This window comes from Microbacterium sp. ZW T2_14 (assembly GCF_044987405.1).
In the GTDB taxonomy this organism is placed as follows: Bacteria; Actinomycetota; Actinomycetes; order Actinomycetales; family Microbacteriaceae; genus Microbacterium.
Genome location: NZ_JBJDRK010000026.1, coordinates 42,004 through 61,296, shown reverse-complemented (window position 1 = coordinate 61,296; position 19,293 = coordinate 42,004). Strand labels below are relative to the sequence as shown.

16 protein-coding genes are annotated in these 19,293 nt (G+C 66.8%); 10 read left to right on the top strand and 6 right to left on the bottom strand.

Going from position 1 to position 19,293, the window contains the following annotated elements; genetic code table 11:
- From ACI3KY_RS10640 to manA, 3 genes are all read right to left on the bottom strand, one after another.
- On the bottom strand, nt 1-634 hold a 634-nt coding region (locus ACI3KY_RS10640), incomplete at its 3' end, for a glycosyltransferase family 2 protein (protein WP_404930143.1).
- A gap of 233 nt (nt 635-867) precedes the next feature.
- Nucleotides 868-1,194, bottom strand: coding sequence for a WhiB family transcriptional regulator (locus tag ACI3KY_RS10635; RefSeq protein ID WP_284445015.1), 327 nt, complete (start codon nt 1,192-1,194; stop codon nt 868-870).
- 184 nt (nt 1,195-1,378) lie between these two features.
- Nucleotides 1,379-2,527: a mannose-6-phosphate isomerase, class I gene (manA, locus tag ACI3KY_RS10630; protein WP_404930142.1), complete on the bottom strand. Its 1,149-nt coding sequence runs from the start codon at nt 2,525-2,527 to the stop codon at nt 1,379-1,381.
- An 83-nt stretch (nt 2,528-2,610) separates the two neighbouring features.
- Here manA and ACI3KY_RS10625 point away from each other — a divergent pair, with 83 nt between their 5' ends.
- Genes ACI3KY_RS10625 through ACI3KY_RS10615 form a run of 3 tightly spaced genes read left to right on the top strand, consistent with a single transcriptional unit; the run spans nt 2,611 to nt 6,584 of the window.
- On the top strand, nt 2,611-4,185 hold the full coding sequence (locus tag ACI3KY_RS10625) for an O-antigen ligase family protein (RefSeq protein ID WP_404930141.1): 1,575 nt from the start codon (nt 2,611-2,613) through the stop codon (nt 4,183-4,185).
- Nucleotides 4,182-5,537 carry an O-antigen ligase family protein gene (locus ACI3KY_RS10620; RefSeq protein ID WP_404930140.1) on the top strand — a complete coding sequence of 452 codons (1,356 nt, stop codon included), beginning with the start codon at nt 4,182-4,184 and terminating at the stop codon, nt 5,535-5,537. Before ACI3KY_RS10625 ends, ACI3KY_RS10620 begins: the two co-directional genes overlap by 4 nt.
- Nucleotides 5,538-5,594: 57 nt before the next feature.
- The gene (locus ACI3KY_RS10615) at nt 5,595-6,584 is read left to right on the top strand and encodes a glycosyltransferase family 2 protein (protein ID WP_404930139.1); all 990 of its coding nucleotides are present in this window, start codon (nt 5,595-5,597) and stop codon (nt 6,582-6,584) included.
- A gap of 2 nt (nt 6,585-6,586) precedes the next feature.
- Here ACI3KY_RS10615 and ACI3KY_RS10610 read toward each other — a convergent pair whose 3' ends face one another.
- Both ACI3KY_RS10610 and ACI3KY_RS10605 read right to left on the bottom strand, forming a co-directional pair.
- On the bottom strand, nt 6,587-7,336 hold the full coding sequence (locus tag ACI3KY_RS10610) for an ABC transporter ATP-binding protein (RefSeq protein WP_404930138.1): 750 nt from the start codon (nt 7,334-7,336) through the stop codon (nt 6,587-6,589).
- On the bottom strand, nt 7,336-8,142 hold the full coding sequence (locus ACI3KY_RS10605; protein WP_404930137.1) for an ABC transporter permease: 807 nt from the start codon (nt 8,140-8,142) through the stop codon (nt 7,336-7,338). Before ACI3KY_RS10605 ends, ACI3KY_RS10610 begins: the two co-directional genes overlap by 1 nt.
- 305 nt (nt 8,143-8,447) lie before the next feature.
- Between ACI3KY_RS10605 and ACI3KY_RS10600 the strand changes: the two genes are divergently transcribed.
- The 7 genes from ACI3KY_RS10600 (at nt 8,448) to ACI3KY_RS10570 (ending at nt 17,234) form a co-directional block, all read left to right on the top strand.
- Nucleotides 8,448-10,502: an acyltransferase family protein gene (locus ACI3KY_RS10600; RefSeq protein WP_404930136.1), complete on the top strand. Its 2,055-nt coding sequence runs from the start codon at nt 8,448-8,450 to the stop codon at nt 10,500-10,502.
- 161 nt (nt 10,503-10,663) lie between these two features.
- Nucleotides 10,664-12,037 (top strand): nucleotide sugar dehydrogenase, encoded by a 1,374-nt coding sequence (locus ACI3KY_RS10595; protein ID WP_404930135.1) that lies wholly within the window; start codon nt 10,664-10,666, stop codon nt 12,035-12,037.
- A 14-nt stretch (nt 12,038-12,051) separates the two neighbouring features.
- Entirely contained in the window at nt 12,052-12,789 is a 738-nt protein-coding gene (locus ACI3KY_RS10590; protein WP_404930134.1) for a glycosyltransferase family 2 protein, read from the top strand.
- Nucleotides 12,789-13,817 (top strand): NAD-dependent epimerase/dehydratase family protein, encoded by a 1,029-nt coding sequence (locus ACI3KY_RS10585; RefSeq protein ID WP_404930133.1) that lies wholly within the window; start codon nt 12,789-12,791, stop codon nt 13,815-13,817. Before ACI3KY_RS10590 ends, ACI3KY_RS10585 begins: the two co-directional genes overlap by 1 nt.
- A 6-nt stretch (nt 13,818-13,823) precedes the next feature.
- Nucleotides 13,824-15,431 (top strand): hypothetical protein, encoded by a 1,608-nt coding sequence (locus ACI3KY_RS10580; RefSeq protein WP_404930132.1) that lies wholly within the window; start codon nt 13,824-13,826, stop codon nt 15,429-15,431.
- Nucleotides 15,428-15,943, top strand: a complete 516-nt coding sequence (locus ACI3KY_RS10575; protein ID WP_404930131.1) for a GtrA family protein — start codon at nt 15,428-15,430, stop codon at nt 15,941-15,943. The genes ACI3KY_RS10580 and ACI3KY_RS10575 overlap by 4 nt, the downstream gene beginning before the upstream one ends.
- A 154-nt stretch (nt 15,944-16,097) precedes the next feature.
- Nucleotides 16,098-17,234 carry an NAD-dependent epimerase/dehydratase family protein gene (locus ACI3KY_RS10570; protein WP_404930130.1) on the top strand — a complete coding sequence of 379 codons (1,137 nt, stop codon included), beginning with the start codon at nt 16,098-16,100 and terminating at the stop codon, nt 17,232-17,234.
- A 39-nt stretch (nt 17,235-17,273) separates the two neighbouring features.
- On the opposite strand, the gene ACI3KY_RS10565 is transcribed toward ACI3KY_RS10570, so the two are convergent.
- A complete protein-coding gene (locus ACI3KY_RS10565; protein WP_404930129.1) occupies nt 17,274-19,292 on the bottom strand; it encodes a DUF6541 family protein in 2,019 nt (672 codons plus the stop codon).
- Nucleotide 19,293 lies beyond the last annotated feature (1 nt).

Here is a 19,293-nt window from a genome sequence, read left to right as displayed (position 1 = left end):
GCGACCCCCCCCCCCCCGCCAGCCGCGCCCGGACCCCGAGGTCGAGCCCTTCGTCGGCACCCGCCAGCCCGCGGTCAAGACCGCCGAGTCGGCTCCACGCGTCCGAGCGGACGAGGATGCCGCGCACGTCGGCGCCGAGCACATCCTCCTGCGCGTCGTGCTGGCCCTGATCGAGCTCGTCGTCGGCGAGGCCCACCGTGCGGCCGAACCGGGTCATGCTGACTCCGAGCGAGACGATCTCGGAACGGTCGTCCCACCGCACCAGCTTCGGGGCCACGAAGGCGACCGACGGCGACAGCTCCAGCGCCCCCGCCAGGCGGGCGAGCGCGTCAGGCTCCGGCGCAGTGTCCTGAGCGAGCAGCCAGAGGGCTCCGGAGCCGCTGTCCGCCTCTTGCCCGCCCTCGCCGTCGCTCGCCTGCAGGGGCGCGAGGGCCGTCGCCGCAGCGAAGCCGGTCGAAGCCGGAGCCTTGACGACGGACGCCGCGCCCGCGGCATCCGCGATCTCGAAGAGACGATCGTCGCCGCCGCAGACGATGATCGTGAGAACGTCCACCTGACGCGTCTGCTCAGCGAGCGCCGCGAGGCTGCGTCGCAGATGGAAGGCCGCGGGCGTGCGCCCATCGGGACGCACCACGAGAACGGCGTGAATCCGATTCGACGACGGACGGGACGACGGCACAGCACTCGACGGCATAGTGCTCGGCGGCGTAGTGCTCGACGGCGGACTGGTCAATGGCGCACTGGTGCTCGACGGCACAGGGGTCGGTGCTGCGGTGGGCATGTCCTGGTCAGCCTAGGCGCGGGTGTCCGAGACCCCGGGCGAACGCGCCGGGTCGGCCGGATCGAACCGGCCGACCGGCGTGCGTTTCAGCCCGCTCGACGCTTCAGCTTGCGACGCTCGCGCTCGCTGAGACCGCCCCAGATGCCGAACCGTTCATCGTTCTGCAGCGCATATTCGAGGCATTCGCCTCGCACGTCGCACGACGTGCAGATGCGCTTCGCATCACGCGTGGAGCCGCCCTTCTCAGGGAAGAACGCCTCCGGATCGGTCTGCGCACACAGTGCGTCGGTCTGCCATGCGAGCGGATTGTCCTCTTCCGCGCCGATGTTGCGGCGAACCCCCGGTACCCCCAGTTGAACCGGATCGACGAACCAGTCGTCGGGAACGCCGGAACGGTATTGAGAAACCGTCATGTCGTTCTCACCCCCCGTGATCCTGCTCCACGCTGGTGCGTGTACGGATAATTACACCCGTGTAGTTCACCGAGGTCAAGTCGCAGATAGTAAACGCTCAACTACCTCTTGAACCTTCACGACGCGCCGACGGCGTGTCCCGCTGTCATAACGGTCCGATGAGAAAGCGCAGAGGTGAGCCCGTTCAGCGCCCCGGGAGGGCGATGAACAGCTCACCGTCACCCGTCACGCGCAGTCCGCCCTCGTCGGGGGTGACCAGCACCGCGGCCCCCGGGACGAGCACGCTCGTGCCGCCCGATGCGAGTCCGGCGACCTCGGGAGCGCCGTCCGTCGCGACCGCGATCGCCGGTCCCGCCAGCGTCACGTCGACGCCGTCCGGCGCTGCGGTGACGGCGAGGAGGGCGAAATCATCGACCGGCACGTCGTACTGACGGATGCCGCGACCCAGCGTGCGCGCGTGGATCACCGGCGGCACCCCCGGCGTGGGGTCGAGGACGCTCACGAGCTCGCTCGCGTCGACGTGCTTCGGCGTCAGGCCGCCGCGCAGCACGTTGTCGCTCGCCGCCATCAGCTCGACGCCGAGTCCGTCCAGGTAGGCGTGCAGCACGCCGGCCGGCACGAACAGCCCCTCTCCGCATCGCAGCGTCACGAGGTTCATGAGCAGGGCGACGACGATGCCGGGATCCCCCGGGAACCCCGCATCCAGCGTGCGGGCCAGCTCCAGCTCCGCGGCGAACTCGTCTGAGTCGCCCGCGACGGCGGCCGCGATCACGTCCCGCGCGACATCGGCACCGTCCGACAGGAGCCAGCCGATGACGGCCGAGAGCGAGGCATCCCCCTCGGCCAACCGCTCGGCCAGCGGCGCGGCGCCCGGTCCCAGCGCGGCGAGGAGGCGGCGCGTCGCGTCGAGCTCGCGCAGTCCCGCGAGCGCACGGAACGTCTCGCTCAGCGCGACGATCAGCTCGGGCTTGTGGTTGTCGTCGCGGTAGGTGCGCTCGGCGGCGTCCCGCGGGATCCCGGCGGCCTCCTCTCGCGCGAAGCCGGCCTCTGCCTGCGCCTTCGAGGGATGCGCCTGGATGGAGAGTGCGGATGCCGCGGCCAGCAGCTTCAGCAGATAAGGCAGCGGCTCGTCGATGCCCGACGCGGCGCCGTCGTCGGCGATCCAGCGGTCGAGCGTCCGACCGTCCGGCGTCTCGGACGGGTCGCCCGGATGATCCCCGAACCACACTTCCGCCTCGGGATGATCGGCAGGCGCACGCCCCTCGAGATCGGCCAGCAGAGACGTCGAGCCCCAGGCGTAGTCACGGGGGTCGTTGGCAAGCGGGATCAGCACCCGAACAGCCTAGCCAGGCGGCCTTCGCCCCCACGGTCTCGAGCCCCGCTGATCGCGGAAGCCACCGGGTACGCTGTGAGGCGATGGCCGTCCACTCGAAGCACCCGGCGTCGGCACCCCCGGGACCGCCGGTCCGCGAGAAGACCGGCCACCTCATGCTGCGCGGCTGGTGCATCTTCGTGCTGTTCATGTCGCTGTCGGGCACCGCCTGGGTGCACGCGTTCGGCGAGCTCACCGCCACCGTCATCACGATCGCCGGCGGTCTGCTGTCCGTCGTGCTGTGGATCGTCCTGCGCCCGCCCGTGCAGTGGCGGCGGCTGCCGTGGTTCGTGGTCGCCTACGTCGCCTGGGCCACGCTGTCGCTCGCATGGTCGGCGTGGCCGGCGGCGAGCGCGCTCACGCTGCTGCTGCTCTGGATCACCACCGTGCAGGCGCTGTTCATCGGCAGCGTGCTGACGTGGCGTGAACTCGTGCGGGCGGTGGCCTCGGCGCTCAAGTGGACGGTGGCGCTGTCGTTCCTGTTCGAACTGTGGGTCTGGGTGTTCGTGCGCGCACCGCTGATGCCCGGCTTCGTCGTCGAGACGGCGGACGACCCGATCGAGTACTGGTCGCGCAACAACCTCTTCGAATGGGACAAGCGCATCCAAGGCATCATGGGCAACGCCAATCTGCTGGCTCCCGTGGCGCTGCTCGCGATCATCGTGTTCGGCATCCGTCTCGCATCCGGTGCGCCTCGTCGGACGTTCCTGTGGATCTGGGTCGGGCTCTCGGCGTTCCTGTTCCTGCGCGCCGGATCGGCGACCGCCTACCTCACCGCCGCCGCGGTCGCCGTCGTCCTCGTCACCGTGCTCCTCATGCGCACCGCCACCAGGCCCGGAGAGCGCACCAAGTACTACGTCGGCTACGCGGTGGTCGGCATCGGCGGACTCCTGGCGCTCTGGCTGCTGCGCGACGCCATCTTCACCGCCCTCGGCCGCAGTGCCGACCTGACCGGTCGCGAGGGCATCTGGGAGGCCGTGCTCGCCCGGGCGGCGGAACGCCCCTGGGTGGGCTGGGGCTTCGCGACCCCGTGGGTGCCGTCCGATCCGGCGTTCGACGAGTGGATCATCGACCACGGCCAGACGGTCATGCAGGCCCATAACATGTGGGTCGACGTCGCTATGCAGCTCGGCATCATCGGGGTGCTGCTGCTGGCGCTCCTCTACTTGGCGTTCGTGTGGCGGGCGTGGTTCTTCGCCGTGGACCGGCCCCGCTGGGATCTCCGGGCCGATCGTCCCTACTCGCCGCTGACGCTGCTGCCCACTCTCGTGGGTGCGATCCTCCTCGTGCAGGGTCTCGCCGAGTCGACTCCCCTGCTGCTGTGGGGCTGGCTCTTCGTCGTCATGCTCGGCGCGAAGATCAAGCAGTCGCCGCACGTCGGGGTCGGCCCCGCCGAGCAGAGCGCCGCGATCGAACGCGGCGACGCCGTCGACAGCCACGAGTCCGCACGCCGCGAGCCCGGTGGCCGGCGCGGCCTACGAGCACGGCAGGCGCGCGGCCGCGCCGCTGACGCCGAGCCGAGTGCCGCCGCCGCAGCCACCGGGGCCACCGGGGCCACCGGCGTCACCGGGGCCACCGGGGCCACCGCCGAGGGCGGCCCGGCAGGGCGCGACGCGTGACCGACACACCGCGCTCCGCACCGCTCGGGTGGTTGGGTGCACTGCTGGACTCGGCATCCTTCGCCCGCGCTTTCACGCTCGTCGTCTTCGCCACCGTCTTCTCGGCGTACGCGATCGAGCGCATCGCCGGGCACGTCACCTACGTCACCATCGTGGCCGGGCTCTGCGTCCTCGGCGTGGCCGTCATGGTGGCGCGCAGGCGGGAGATCGCGCTGCTGAGGCTCGTACCGACGACCGTCCTCGTGTTCGTCGGGTGGGCGCTCGCCAGCATCGCCTGGAGCGGCGACCCCGCCACATCGTTCTGGAGCTGGGTGTCGATGGCGGCGCTCGCGTTCCTCGCCGTCGTCATCGGCCACGTGCGCGACACCCTGCAGACCGTCCGGGCGCTCGGCGACGTGCTGCGCGTGCTCCTCGGCGTGTCGCTCGCGCTCGAACTGCTGTCGGGGATCCTGCTCGACATCCCCTTCACCTTCCTCGGCATCCAGGGCAACATCGCCCAGCTCGGTCCCGTGCAGGGCATCTTCGGCACGCGCAACCTGCTCGGCTTCGTCGCCGTGATCGCGCTCATCACCTTCCTCATCGAGTACCGCACTCAGTCGGTACGACCGGGGCTGTCCGTCGCCTCCGTGGTGCTGGCCGGCGGCATGGCCGCGCTCAGCGACTCCCCCACCGTCGTCGTGCTGGCGCTGGGCGTCGGCCTGGCCGTCGGAGCCCTCGCGCTGGTGCGCCACGCCCGGGCCGAGCGTCGAGCCGGTCTGCAGCTCGCACTCGGTGCCCTCGTCGTCGTCGGCGTGTTCGTCGGCTACGTGGCACGGCATCCGATCATTGCCCTCCTCGGCGCCGGCACCGACTTCTCCATGCGCGTCGAACTGTGGAACTTCATGGTCGACATCCTCCGCCAGAAGCCGGTGCAGGGCTTCGGGTGGTTCGGCGTCTGGGAACAGCAGGAGTACCCGTTCAACGCCATCAACTTCTGGCTCCGCACCGACCACGCGACCGGCCTCAACGCGTACTTCGACGTCGCCCTGCAGCTCGGCTGGGTCGGCCTGGTGCTCTTCGTCGCAATGTCGGCGCTGGCGCTGGCGCGTTCGTGGCTCGTCGCCGGCGAACGCCGTTCGGTCGTCTACGCGTGGACGCCGCTCATCCTCGTCACGATCCTCATCGACTCGATGTTCGAGAGCTTCGCCCTGACCGGGCTCGGCTGGCTCATGCTCGTGCTCTGTGCGGTGCGGGCGGGTCAGTCACGCTCCTGGCGCGAGAGCCTCGGCAGCGGAACGGATGCCGCGGGCGACGGCGCTGCGGAGGCGACGGGGCTCCCCCACGCCCAGGGAGACGACGGGGCGGCAGGGTAGGCTTTCCTCCGGCCCGACGTCTCGGCGCCCGCCGCCTTTCTCCGGAGATCAGCCCCCGTGACCCACGATTCGTCCGCCTCCGCGCAGTTCGATCCGACCACCGCAACGATCGCCGTCGTGACCTACAACCGGTCGGGGCTGCTCACGCGACTGCTGACCAGCATCACCGAGATGGACCCGAAGCCGGGACACATCGTCGTGATCGACAACGCCTCGACCGACGATACGACCGATGTGGTCGAATCGTTCCGCGAGCGCCTCGAGCCTGCGACGCTCGTCTACCGTCGTATGGAGACCAACACGGGCGGCTCGGGCGGATTCAGCGAGGGGATGCGCGTCGCCTACGAGCTCGGCTCCCAGTGGATCTGGCTCATGGACGACGACGTCGAGGTGCTGCCGGACGGTCTCGCGAAGATGGGCAAGTGGGCGCCTCGGTTCAAGAGCATTCAGGGCCGCCGCTACGACTACGACGGCAGCGCGTTCTACTGGCAGTACCGTGTGGCCGAGCCCCTTGCCATCCCGATTCCCTTCGCACCCGCGGAGTTCGACGGCTCCGGCTACAAGCCCATGAACTCCGGATGCTTCGAGGGCATGTTCATCCACCGCGACATCGTTCAGCAGATCGGCCTGCCCGACCCCCGGTTCTTCATCTACTGGGACGACCAGATGTACGGCTGGTTGGCGTCACGCAAGACGAAGTCGGTCATCGTCGACGAGTTCGTGCTGCGCCGCACGCGGGAGATCAAGCAGTGGGACATGGGCATCCGCCACATGAACGCGTCGAGCAACGCGTACCGCTACTACATCATGCGCAACCGGGCATACATCAAGAAGTACTACCGCTCGCTCGGTGTCTACAACCCGGTGCTGTTTGGGATCGGTACCAGCCTGACGTTCGGCAAGGAGCTGATTCGCCTGCTGCTCGTCGAGCGCACAGTGCGGGGCACCTCGAACCTTTTCCGCGGCCTGCGTGACGGACACAGGATCGCGAAGGATGCCTCGTGGCAGCCCATGCCGCCACTCGAGGCGGCGACGGCACAGGCCTGACCTCAGGAGCCCGTCGGGTAGTCGGCGTTGTACCGGTCGAGGACTTCGCCGATCGGGGCATCCATCGCCAGCCGGTGCTTGTCGAGGTAAAGCCCTCGCGTGCAGAAGCGACGCAGGTCGCGTTCGCTGTGCGAGACGAAGAAGAGCGTGCGCCCATCGGCAAGGAGTTCATCGATGCGCCGGTAGCACTTCTCGCGGAACGCCTTGTCGCCCACGGCAAGAACCTCGTCGACCAGCAGGATCGGCTCTTCGAGCTGCGAGACGACGGCGAACGCCAGCCGCACCTTCATGCCGTTGCTGAGGTGCTTGTAGGGCGTGTCGATGAAGTCCTCGAGCTCGGCGAAGTCGATGATGCCGTCGAAGCGTCGCGAGACCTCGGCCTTCGACATCCCATGCAGACCCGAGGTGAGACGCACGTTCTCGCGCACGGTGAGATCACCGACGAACCCGCCTGTGATCTCGATCAGCGGAGCCACGCCACCGTTGACCGAGACCGTTCCTTCGTCGGCGAGGAGAACTCCGGCGACGAGCTTGAGGAGCGTCGACTTGCCCTGCCCATTGCGCCCGACGACGCCGATCGACTCGCCCGGCTTCACATCGAAGCTGACCTCGCGCAGCGCCCAGAACTCCCCCGGTTTCGCGCGTCGAGACGAGTCGGAGAACAGGTCCTTGATGCTGCGGCGGCCCCTCCGATTGCGGCGGAAGCGCACGCCGAGATCCTGCACCTCGATCGCGAGATCGGATGCCGTCATCAGAGCTCCTTCAACATAGGTCGTTCGAGCCGTCGGAAGATGTAGACACCAAGGGCGAGGAAGAGGAAAGACATGACGGCGCCGACGCCGATGACCCAGGCGTCCCACTCGTCCGCAAAGAACCCGACGCGGTAGAGGGCGAATATCCCGGAGAGGGGGTTGAATGCGGCGAGCGTCTCGAACGCGCCCGGCAGGTCCTCGACACCATAGATGACGGGCGACGCATAGAAGAGGGCGCGCAGGATGAGCTTGGTGGTGCGCTCCAGGTCTGTCCACAGCACACACAGCGGAGCGACGAGCAGACCAAGGCCCACAAGCAGGACCGTCTGCAGGAGGACGGCGACCGGCACCCACAACAGCCCCCAGTTGAGCTGAGCCGGGGTGTTGGTGAATTGGGAGACGATCACGAACAGTGCCAGCACGGGCAACGAGCACAGGAACTCGATGCCCTTGCTGAGCACGATGCGGTTGACCCAGATGGAGCGAGGTATCGCGGTCGAGCGGACGAGGCGTGCGTCCTTGTTGAAGGCTCGTGTGAAGTCCGAGACCGACGAGTTGAACCACACCCACGGAAGCAGCGCTGTGATGAGGAAAACGATGTACGGCTCGTGCCCCACCGTGCGTTGGAACACCTGCGTGAACACGAACCAGTAGATCGCGCTCATGACCAGCGGGTCGAGGACCGACCAGAGGTAGCCGAGTGCGCTCGTGGAGTAGCGCACCTTGAGATCGCGCGCCGACAGCAGCCACAACGAGTGGAGATAGCGCCGGGCCGATCCGGGAGCGCCGACGGCGGCTGTTGTCACGGACACGAGTCTATTGGGCGGTCGACGACCAGGCCGCTCGGGGACAGCGGCGACCTCGTCGACGTGCCGCATTCAACCATCGCCCTCCCGGTCCTCTCCGCCGATCTCGAGCGTTGCGCGCTACCTCGCAGGTCGCCGGCGGTCCGTGTCTTCTCCCAGAATCTCCTCGGCTAGAATCCCTGTCGGTAGGACGAACCCGCGCATTCCGCTCGGTGACGCGAAGCGGAAGGCCGGAGGGACGTGATGGTGATGCTCACCGGTAGCCCAATACGTTGTGCCCGAGGTGGAAGCGTGTTGTTCCGACCGTGAGTGAACGTATTCAAAGGGGCAAAGCGGCCAAGTCGGGTTTGCGACCCGAGATCCAGGTGTTGCGTGCCATCGCGGTCGGCCTCGTGGTGGTGTACCACCTATGGCCGGGTCGCCTTTCCGGCGGCTTCATCGGGGTCGACGTTTTCTTTGTTATCTCCGGCTACCTGATCACCTCCCACCTTCTGCGCAGCAGTCTGCGACCGGACGGACTGCGCCTCTTCTCGTTCTGGGGAAATCGCGCACGCCGCCTGCTTCCGCTTGCAAGCGTGGTGCTGCTCGTCTCAGTCGCCCTGGTCTTGGCGTTTCTCCCCCAATCCGAGTGGCGCGCGAACCTGCGAAACATCATCGCCTCAGCGTTGTATGTCGAGAACTGGGCGCTGGCCAGCAGCTCTGTGAATTACCTCGAGCAGGACCAGCAGGCCGTGATCTCGCAGCACTTCTGGTCACTCTCAGCCGAGGAGCAGTTCTATATTGCGTGGCCTCTCGTACTGCTGCTCGCGATTATTGTGGCAAAGAAAACCAGCGGTGGCGTTGGTCGACGATCGACGTTCGACGCCGCAGGCACCCCGCTCGCAACGCGCATCCGTCTCTGCGCCCTCGTCGCCATCGGATTGATCTTCGTGGCATCGCTGCTCGGTTCACTGTGGCTCACCGACGCCGAGCCGGGTCTCGCCTACTTTGCCACGACAAGCCGCGCATGGGAGTTCGCGGCTGGCGGCCTGCTTGCCTTCGTCCCTCACGCTGGCTTTGAAGCCGCATCGCCTCGGCGCGCCCTGGCGGTGCGGACGGCGGCATCATGGGTCTCGGTCGTCCTCATATTCGGCTCTGCCTTCCTCATCACCGAGACGACGCCATTCCCTGGGACCGCCGCGCTCGTGCCGGTGCTGGGGACGATGCTGTTTCTCTGGGCAGGCAACGTTCCAGGTCCGCTATCCCCCGCAGCGACATCGCGCATACGCCCACTCACCTATCTCGGTGATATCTCGTACGGCATCTACCTTTGGCACTGGCCGTTGATCATCGTCGCCCCCTTCGTTCTGGGCGCGCCGCTGGACACGTTGGGCAAGCTGGCTGTCATCGCGCTCACGATCGCGCTCGCCGCAATCAGCAAAGCGACGATCGAGGATCCGTTCAGATTCGGTGCGATGTGGCGAGTCACGGTGCGCCGATCCTTCTATCCCGCCGCAGTCGGGATGCTCGCTGTAACCGCGCTTACGGGATCCGTCATCATTGGCATGGACCAAACGTCGGCTGCGGCAGCTCGGCAACAGGCTGCGATGCCGGCGCCGAGCATTGCTGCGACTACGGCTCCTGAAACCCCGCTCACTCCCCTCATCACCGATCGCAAACAAGACTTCGGCGTCATGTATGACTGCTTCGACATGGCGGGTAAGGAGCCCTCGTCCTGCGAGTACGGGAGTCCCGACTCCGAGTTCTCCGTCGCGATCGTGGGCGATTCCCACGCCGCCCACCTGATTCCCGCGGTGAAGTCGCTTGTCGAACAGCGCGGGTGGCGCCTCACCACGTACGTCGGCATGAGTTGCGACGACGGCCTTCGAGAGTCCTGCGCTGGTAGCCCCGAGTGGTTGGGCTCGATTGCCGGTGGGAATTACGACCTCGTGCTCTACAGCGCGTACCGGAACTCGGCGACGCCGGCAGATGATCGGGCGGCGTATGTAGCGGCGCTGAGGGACGCCGGCGTGCCATTGGTTCTCGTTGCGGATGTCCCTTTCAACCCCGCCGAGTCACAGGAGTGCGTTGACAACAGTGGGGGGTCTGCCGCCGTTGCAGCGAGTTGCACAACCTCACGAGCAGACGCTCTGGATGCCTATCCGGACACAATCCAGACGCTCAGCACAGAACTCGACGTACCCTTGGTCGATCTGACCGACAACTTCTGCGACGACTCCGGCTGCAAGGTGGTCCTCGGAAACGTCGTGGCGTATCAGGACACGCCCGGTTCACACCTCACGAACACCCTCTCGACGATCCTCGCAGAGCCGCTTGGCGAAGCGCTGGATGCGATACTTGTCACACCGACGAGCCGGTAGCGGACAAGATCGTGACATTCCACGGCGATCGCGCTGGTGATTGCGGTGGCCCGCACAAAGCTGTGAGCAGGTTTCGACGGCTCGTCCGTGTGGCTGCCCCAAGTCCTGTCTCACGAGCACGTGCTGCCGGTCATACCGCGTCCAGCGCTGACCTGAAGTCGGTGGGCGGCCAGCTCACGCCACCACGGCGCCGCACAAGGTCCCGGCACCTTTGCAGACGGGCCGAGGCGCAGGGGTCTGCGGGGCTCCATCGCCCACGAGACACCGAGCATGGGCATCACAAAGCATCGGGATATGATTCCAAGGTTGTCAGTGCGAGAAGGCAGGTATCCAGGGTGTCGTTCGAAAATGACGTCGTCGTCGTAGGTGGTGGCGGGCACGTAGGTCTGCCCCTTGCCATTGCCCTAGCGAGTCGCGGACAGCGCACCGTGGTGTACGACGTCGCGGAAGCGGCAGTCTCACGGATCCGGCACGCCCAGATGCCGTTCATCGAGCCCGGGGCCGACGAGGTACTGGCGAAGGTCGTCGCCGAGGGCATGCTCACGGCGACCACCGACCCCTCGGCGGTCGCCTCGGCCGAGAACGTCATCGTCGTGATCGGCACCCCTGTCGACGAGCACCTGAACCCCGATCCCAATGCGATTCCGCGCGCATTGTCGACGTGCGCCCCGTTCTTCCGCGACGGTCAGCTCCTGGCGCTGCGCAGCACCATTTATCCCGGTGTCACCGCCCTCGTGCGGGAGATGGTGGAGCAGATGGGCATCGACATGGATGTCGCCTTCTGCCCGGAGCGGATCGCCGAGCACAAGGCGATGACAGAGCTCTTCGAACTGCCCCAGATCGTCTCCGGCTACACGCCGCGGGCGATCGAGCGCGCCGGCGTCCTCTTCGGATGCCTCACCGATTCGATCGTCGAGCTGACGCCCGAAGAAGCCGAGCTTGCGAAGCTGTTCACCAACACGTGGCGATACATCAAGTTCGCCGCGGTGAACCAGTTCTACATGATGGCGAACTCGAAGGGCGTCGACTTCGAGCGAGTTCGTGCCGGCCTCACGCATGACTATCCCCGCGCGCAGGACATGCCCGGTCCCGGGTTCGCCGCCGGTCCTTGCCTGTTCAAGGACACGATGCAACTCGCCGCGTTCAGCGACAACACGTTCCAACTCGGTCACGCCGCGATGCTCGTCAACGAGGGGCTGCCGCTGTACATCGCCAGCCAGCTCGAGCAGAGCCACGATCTCTCCGACAAGACGGTGGGTATCCTCGGCATGGCATTCAAGGCAGGCTCCGACGACATCCGCTCGAGCCTCTCCTACAAGCTCCAGCGTGTTCTCCGCTTCAAGGCACACGAGGTCATCGCGACCGACCCTCACGTTCCGGCATCCATCGACTCCTCGCTTCTCTCCCTGGACGAGGTCCTCGGCCGCGCTGACATCCTCATCGTCGCAACGCCGCACAAGGAGTACCGCGACATAGAAACGGACAAGCCGGTGGCCGACGTCTGGAACATTCTGGGCAACGGAGTGCTCATTTGAGCAGTGAGCCGCGCGTGTCGATCGTCGTCCCCGCGTACAACGAGGGCGAGGAGATCGCCCCGTTCTTGTCGCGTGTCGCGGCAACGGTCACGCTCCCCTTCGAGCTCCTTGTGGTCGTCGACACGCCAGAAGACACAACCATCCCCGTCGTGGAAAGGTTCTCGTCCACGGACGACCGCATCCGCTGCGTTATCAGCTCCTACGGTCGGGGTCCAGCGCACGCACTTCGGTACGGATTCGACACCGCCGCCGCCCCGACCGTAGTGGTCACCATGGCGGATGGAAGCGACGACCCCCGCCAGATCGACGAGCTCACCGTTCTCGTCGAGCGGGGGGTCGTTGTCGCCGCGGGCAGCCGATACATGGCCGGCGGCCAGCAGATCGGGGGGCCGCGCTTGAAGCGCACGCTCTCGCGCCTCGCCGGAAACTCGCTCCACCTGTTCGCGGGCATCGGCACGCGCGACGCGACAAACTCGTTCAAGGCCTACAACGCGGACTTCGTCCGTACGGTGCAGATCCAGTCCCGTGACGGCTTCGAGATCGGCCTCGAGCTGACGGCGAAGGCGCGCCGCGCGCGCCTTCCCGTCGCCGAACTGCCCACGATCTGGCTCGACCGCACCGCGGGGGCCTCGAACTTCCAGTTGCGCAAGTGGATCCCCAAGTACTTGCGCTGGTACTTCTTCGCGTTCGGCCGCCCATTGGCCGTCGCGGACGTTGCAGACGCCGCACGCGGCACGAAGGGAAACAGGTAATGGAAAAGGTCCTGATCACCGGCTCTGCCGGCTTCATCGGTGGGTACGTGGTCGAAGAACTGCTTCGACAGGGCTACCAGGTCGTCGGAGTCGACAATTACTCCAAGTACGGCCCCGTTAAGAAGTCGTACGACGACAACCCGAACTACGAGCTGGTCATCGCCGACGTCACCGACACGGCGCGCATGACCGAGCTGCTCATGGACTGCGACCACTTCATCGCCGGCGCGGCGCTCATCGGTGGCATCTCGTACTTCCACACGTATCAGTACGACCTCATCGCCGCGAACGAGCGCATCATCGCCTCGTCGTGCGACGCCGCGATCGCCTCGAAGAAGGCGGGCGGCAAGCTGAAGAAGGTCACCTATATGTCGTCATCGATGGTCTTCGAGTCGACCGACCGCTGGCCGTCGAAGGAGGGCGATGAGCTGATCGTCCCTCCCCCGCTGTCCTCCTACGGTTTCCAGAAGCTGGCGGTCGAGTACTTCGCGCGCGCCGCGAAAGGGCAGTACGACATCGATTACACCATCCTTCGCCCGTTCAATTGCGTGGGCATCGGCGAGTCGCGTGCGCTCGGCGACGTCGAGATCCACTCGGGCAACGTCCAGCTCGCCATGAGCCATGTCGTCCCCGACCTGGTCCAGAAGGTACTCAAGGGCCAGGACCCGCTGCATATCCTCGGTGAAGGAAACCAGGTCCGCCACTACACCTATGGCGGCGATCTCGCCCGTGGGATCGTGCTGAGCCTGGATCACCCAGCGGCGCTCAATAATGACTTCAACATCTCGACCGCCGCCGGTCACACGGTCGTCGAACTCGCCGAAGTGATCTGGCGCAAGATCAAGGGTGCCGATGTGCCTCTGAACCTGGTCAACGACCCTGCTTTCGAGTACGACGTGCAGAAGCGGGTTCCCGATGTCACGAAAGCGAAGGAAGTCCTCGGGTTCGAGGCGACGACGACGCTCGAGGACATGCTCGACGAGGTCATCCCCTGGATCGCCAACGCGATCGACGAGGGGACAATCTAGTTCGACATGGTCGACGCGACGACCCGGCTCAGCACTCCGCAGCGCGCGTTGGACGCGCTGCGGAGCGACCGCTCAGCGACCATCGCGCATTACGCCTCCCTCGTCGTCGGCTTCGCCACCGTCGCGTTCATCGCGCGCACCCAGTGGTTCTTCTACGACGAGTGGCGGTTCATGTGGGAACCTGCGGAGACGCTCTGGGGAGGGCACGCCGGACACTGGAGCACCGTCCCGGTGCTCGTCTGGATGGCGCTCCAGGCGGTGTTCGGATTATCGAGCTACTGGCCGTTCCTCCTGCTCGAGATCCTCACGCACGTCATCGCCGCCCACCTGCTGTGGCGGCTCCTGAATCGCGTGGGCAGCGCCAGGTGGGTGTCGACAGGGCTGGTCGCCGTCTTCCTCGTGCTCGGAGCGGGCGCTGAGAACCTTCTCTGGGGGTTCCAGTTCGGCTACATTGGCGCGATCGCGTGCGGGCTCGGTGCCGTTCTCATCGCCCTCCGACCTGGACTCGGCGTCGGCGGCGTGGCAGGTGTGACCGCACTGCTCCTCGTAGGCGCAGCTACATCGGGCACCGCGCTCCCTCTTTTCGTCCCAGTCGCGCTCGTCGTCTGGCGCATGCACGGGTGGCGGAAGCTGATGATCACCGTCGGCGTCCCGATGCTCGCATACCTCTCGTGGTACTTCGCGATCGCCGGCCCGAACGGAAACGCCTACCTCCGCGCGACCGGCGCCGAAATTCTGCTCGTGCCCCAGTACATGGGATTCATGTTCGTCGAGGGCCTGGGGCGCATTATCCCGCTGCCGTACATCGGTGCCGTGATCGTCGCGCTGATCGGCCTCTGGACTCTCCGATCGCTCGGTCGCAAGCTCACCGCCGAGCTGCTCGCCGCGATCGGCATGGTGGGAGCAGGCGTAGTGTTCGCCGCCATGACCGGTTACAGCAGATGGGGCACCTCGCTGGCGTCGGCGAGTTCCAACCGCTATGTCTACTTCCTCTTCGTCGCACTGGCCGCCGCGGTGGCGCTCATGGTGACACGCGCGATTGCCGCGTCCGATGCGCGACTGCTGCTCGCACTCGGCCTGGTCGCCTTCGTCGGCATCTACAACCTCGGAACGCTCGTCACGACCGCAAGGTCGGACGCCGTTCGCGAGAATTTCGGGCACCAGGCGATCTCCGCGGGAATCGCTCTGGCTGAGGAGTTCCCTTCGCAGATCGACTTGGAAGCCAGCCCGGAGCCCGTCTACGTGACGCCCTCGATCTCCGCTCTGCAGACCCTCCACGAGCGTGACGGCCTCCCGGTGATCGAATTCAGCGACGAGGCGAGACTCACGGCACTGGTCAACCTGGGCGTAACCGTCGCACGCGCCGACGAACCGGCTCGCTGCACACCGGTCGGGCAGGGGACGGTCGTTCCCTCGGGATCCGTCCTCGATGCGGACGGCAGCGGTGCTGTGTGGATCGCGGCGGTCGACGACGACGGGCGCCAGGGACAGCCTCGCGAGCTCGAAGTGAAAGACGGTGCGTACACCGTCGAAACCCTCGACGGATCGTCCCTGATCATCACAGGGCCCCCGAATGTCCCCTTGTGTGTGGACGGGGAGGCGACGACATCATGAGTGCGCGCACGCATCGGCAGGAGTTCTTCGTACGGAATCTCCGCCGAGGATCGATCTTTCTTGCGATCGGTGGACTGGGCTTCGTCGTGGATGCGGTCGTGTACAACCTGCTCGTCTTCGCGGGTGGACACGGGCCCCTCTTCGATGCACCGCTTATTGCCAAGACGATCGCCGTCGTTGCGGGCCTGGTCGTGACCTACCTCGGCAACAAGCTGCTCACATACCGTGATCGCAAAGCGCCGATCAGTTTCACGCAAGTCGGGAGGTATGCCGTCGTCAACGTCGCCGCGATCGCGCTGCAGCTCGGGTGCCTCGCGTTCTCGAGATATGTGCTCGGATTCGACAGCCTCTTGGCCGACAACATCGCCGGAACGCTTATCGGGCAGACGCTGGCGACGGGGTTCCGTTACGTCCTCTACACGCTCTGGGTGTTCCCACATTCGCCTGGTCCCGACCCCATCACGCTTGTCGAGGAGCACGTCGAACATCCGGATCATCACACCGCCTCGTAGGCACACCGCCTCGTAGCCGGCGACCAGCGGGACCGCAGGCGTTCTTCCACGACGGGGTCGCGGCGGGCATCGTTGCGCGGGGCACACTAGGATCGGACCGATCGATGGCATCCCACTCCCGCCCCATCGATCGAGGCGATAGGCGCGTAGGAGAATGATGACGGAGCATGTTCTGATCACCGGGGGCGCCGGTTTCATCGGCTCGCATCTCACGCGGCGCTTTCACGCGGCCGGACACCGGGTCACGGTGCTGGACGCGTTCACCCCCCAGGTGCACGGCAACCCGGACGCCGTCGCAGACACGGTGAGGCGACTCGAGGAGGTCGCTCACGTCATCCGGGGCACGGTCGAGTCCGTTGAGCACATCCGCCAGGCGATCCGAGACGCGACGATTGTCATCCATCTCGCTGCCGAGACTGGGACCGGTCAGTCGATGTACGAGATCGACCGCTACGTCGCGACGAATGTGGGCGGAACTGCGAAGCTGCTCGATGTCCTGGGGGAAGGCGCGCACGCCGTTCGACGAATTGTGCTCGCCTCCTCGCGCGCCGTCTACGGCGAGGGATCGTACAGGACGGCTGATGGCCGCGTCGTGTACCCTCCCCACCGTTCCGCGACTGAGATGGCCGCGGGACGCTTCGACGTCACCATGTCTGGTGAGGGCCCGCTCACGGTGATCCCGACGTCCGAGGACGCCCTCGTTCATCCGTCGAGCGTCTACGGGATCACCAAGCACGCTCAGGAGTCGCTCGTGATGACGGTGGCACCCGCGCTCGGCGTGGAACCTGTGACGTTGCGGTATCAGAACGTATACGGCCCCGGCCAGTCCCTCAAGAACCCGTATACGGGCATTCTGTCGATCTTTTCTACGCTCATCCGGTTGGGCAAGGACATCAACATCTTTGAGGACGGCCTTGAGTCCCGCGACTTCATCTACATCGACGACGTCGTCGAAGCGACGTATCGCGCGACCCTCGATCCGAGGGCGGACGGCGCCGTGCTCAACATCGGTACCGGCGCTTCGGTGACAGTGCGCGACGTGGTCGCCGCACTTCTCGACGCCTACGGTAGCGATGTGCCGACGCATGTCTCCGGCAGATACCGGGTCGGAGACATACGCCACAACGTCGCCGACGTCGAACGCGCCCGGCACCTTCTGGGCTTCGCGGCCTCGGTCCCGTTCGAGACCGGTGTTCGCGCGTTCGCCGAGTGGGTCCGCAGTGAATCAGTCGAGTCCGATGCGTACGAGCGCTCGCTCGACGAGATGGCATCCCGCCGGCTCCTCAGTTGAGGCGCGCGCCGTCACCGCGACCCGACCTTTGACGCGATGTCATTCCAGAGCACCGCACTGGTCGATGCGATACAGACCTGTGGTGCCGGCAGACTCCACCAGGGTCAACAGACCCGCGTCCACGGCGGCGTGGGGGCCCGGGAAGTGGTTGCCAGAGGGGTCTCCCCCACCGAACTCGTGCGGGTCGTGCACCACGTAGCGCACGCGAAGTCTGTCCAGGGCCGCGCAGACGGCGGGGTCTGACTCGATGTCGGCCAGATGGAACGCCACCGTCAGCCGATCGGCGTCCCATTGCCCGTTGACATGTGGGAACACCGGTTCACGAGCGCCGAAGACAAGCGTCCACGCAGAGCCGTCCCAGGGATCGCCCAGCACGCGCTGATCGGCGGGCACCCGGAGTTCCAGATCCCCGAAGAACTCCGCCTGTCGCTGCGACACGACCGCATCGCCGGCATCGACCTCGGGCATCCGAAAGGCGTGAGCCACTGCCCCGGAGGTGCCGGTCAGCGCGAGCGTCAGGGCAGACGTCCCGGCGACGACCCAGGCGACAGCACTGGCGAGGACCCGACGTCGAGCGTCGACCTGCGGCCGGCGCCAACGAACGGCAGTCAGCACGCCGAGTGTCGCGAGCGGAACGCCGAGTACCGGCAGTGCGGAGCTGAGCCGGTACTTGTCCTTGTACCAGAGCCCCGCGACGAGCTTCGTCAGGATGTCGTCGGAACCTGCCGCGAGAGCGAACATGATGGCCAGCAGCGCGAAGGCGACCACCACCCATCGCACGCGACGCGTCCGCCACGCCGCCACCGCCCCCAGCATCACGGCGCCCGCGAGCAGAAGCGATGGCCAGGTCGCTGACGTTCCGACACCCGTGAGCCACGACTGCGACAGCACCTGCCACAGCCCCGCCCAGACCGGTTGGACGGCCTGAGCCTGGGGACCGTCGAGCCGATCGCTCAGCGGCCGCTCGAAGAGCCCGAGGCAGGTAACGAGATACCAGATCCCGGCCGCGCACGTCAGCGGCGTCAGCAGGGCGCCCAGAACCAGTAGTCGGCCGGTGCGGCGCCGGGATGCGCCGCCGGCTCGCCATCCGCGCCGCACCGACCCGGCGACTACGGCGACGAACGGGACCGCCATCAGCAATCCCCAAGTCGCGAGCACCCGGGGCTGGGCGAACGTGATCGCGGCGAGCGCGGAGATCGTCCCACCGGACGCCCAGAGGAGCACCCATGCTCGGCTGCTGGCTCGGGCAGCGCGCCAGGCGCGCCAGCCGAGCACCGGCAGACCGACCGCGACCGGGAGCAGCGCGGTCGCCAGGAACGTAGGATACAGCGCACCCCATGCCAGCAACGGGTAGGGCATTGCACCGAAGGCTGCAGCGAGCGGAAGCGCGACGAGGGCGACCTCCGTCGGGGGGAATCGCGGCAACAGGATATGCGAGAGCCACGCCACCCCCGGCAGCCAGACCACAGCGCAGACGGCGAGCCACGTGGCGTTCGCCGACAGCCCGATGGCGGCGCCGGTCGACTGCGCGACGAGCGCCACCAGCGAATGCCACGCCGACGGATAGAACGCAAGCGATCGATCGGTTTCGATGAGCGTCCGCAGCGTGAGCGACGAGGCATCTCCGTGCTCGAGGATGGCGGCCACCGCGGAGAGGTGGAAGACGTTGTCGTAAGTCTGGCTTACCAGAGCTGGGTTCTGGACCGCGATGAACGCGACGAGGCCGATGACGATGATCGCCAGCGCCCACACCCCGCCGAGGGGCGCCAGCGACCAGCCGCGCGGCCCGAGGGTCGGCGCGGACCGGCGCACGAGCGTGACGCCCGCGGCCGCCACTACTGCGACGACGAGGGGCTGCCACATCGCGAACGGCAGGTCGAGCGCTGAGAACACCATGCCGGCGACACCGATCGCGACCACCGAGACGGCACCCGCGAGCGCCGCCTTCGCGGCGACGCCGAGTCGCAGCTGAGCGAGGACGATCAGCCCGGGGACGACGAGCACGATGACCGCCATGAGAAACGCGGGCAGCACCGCGAGCCAGCTGAGTCCGGTCACG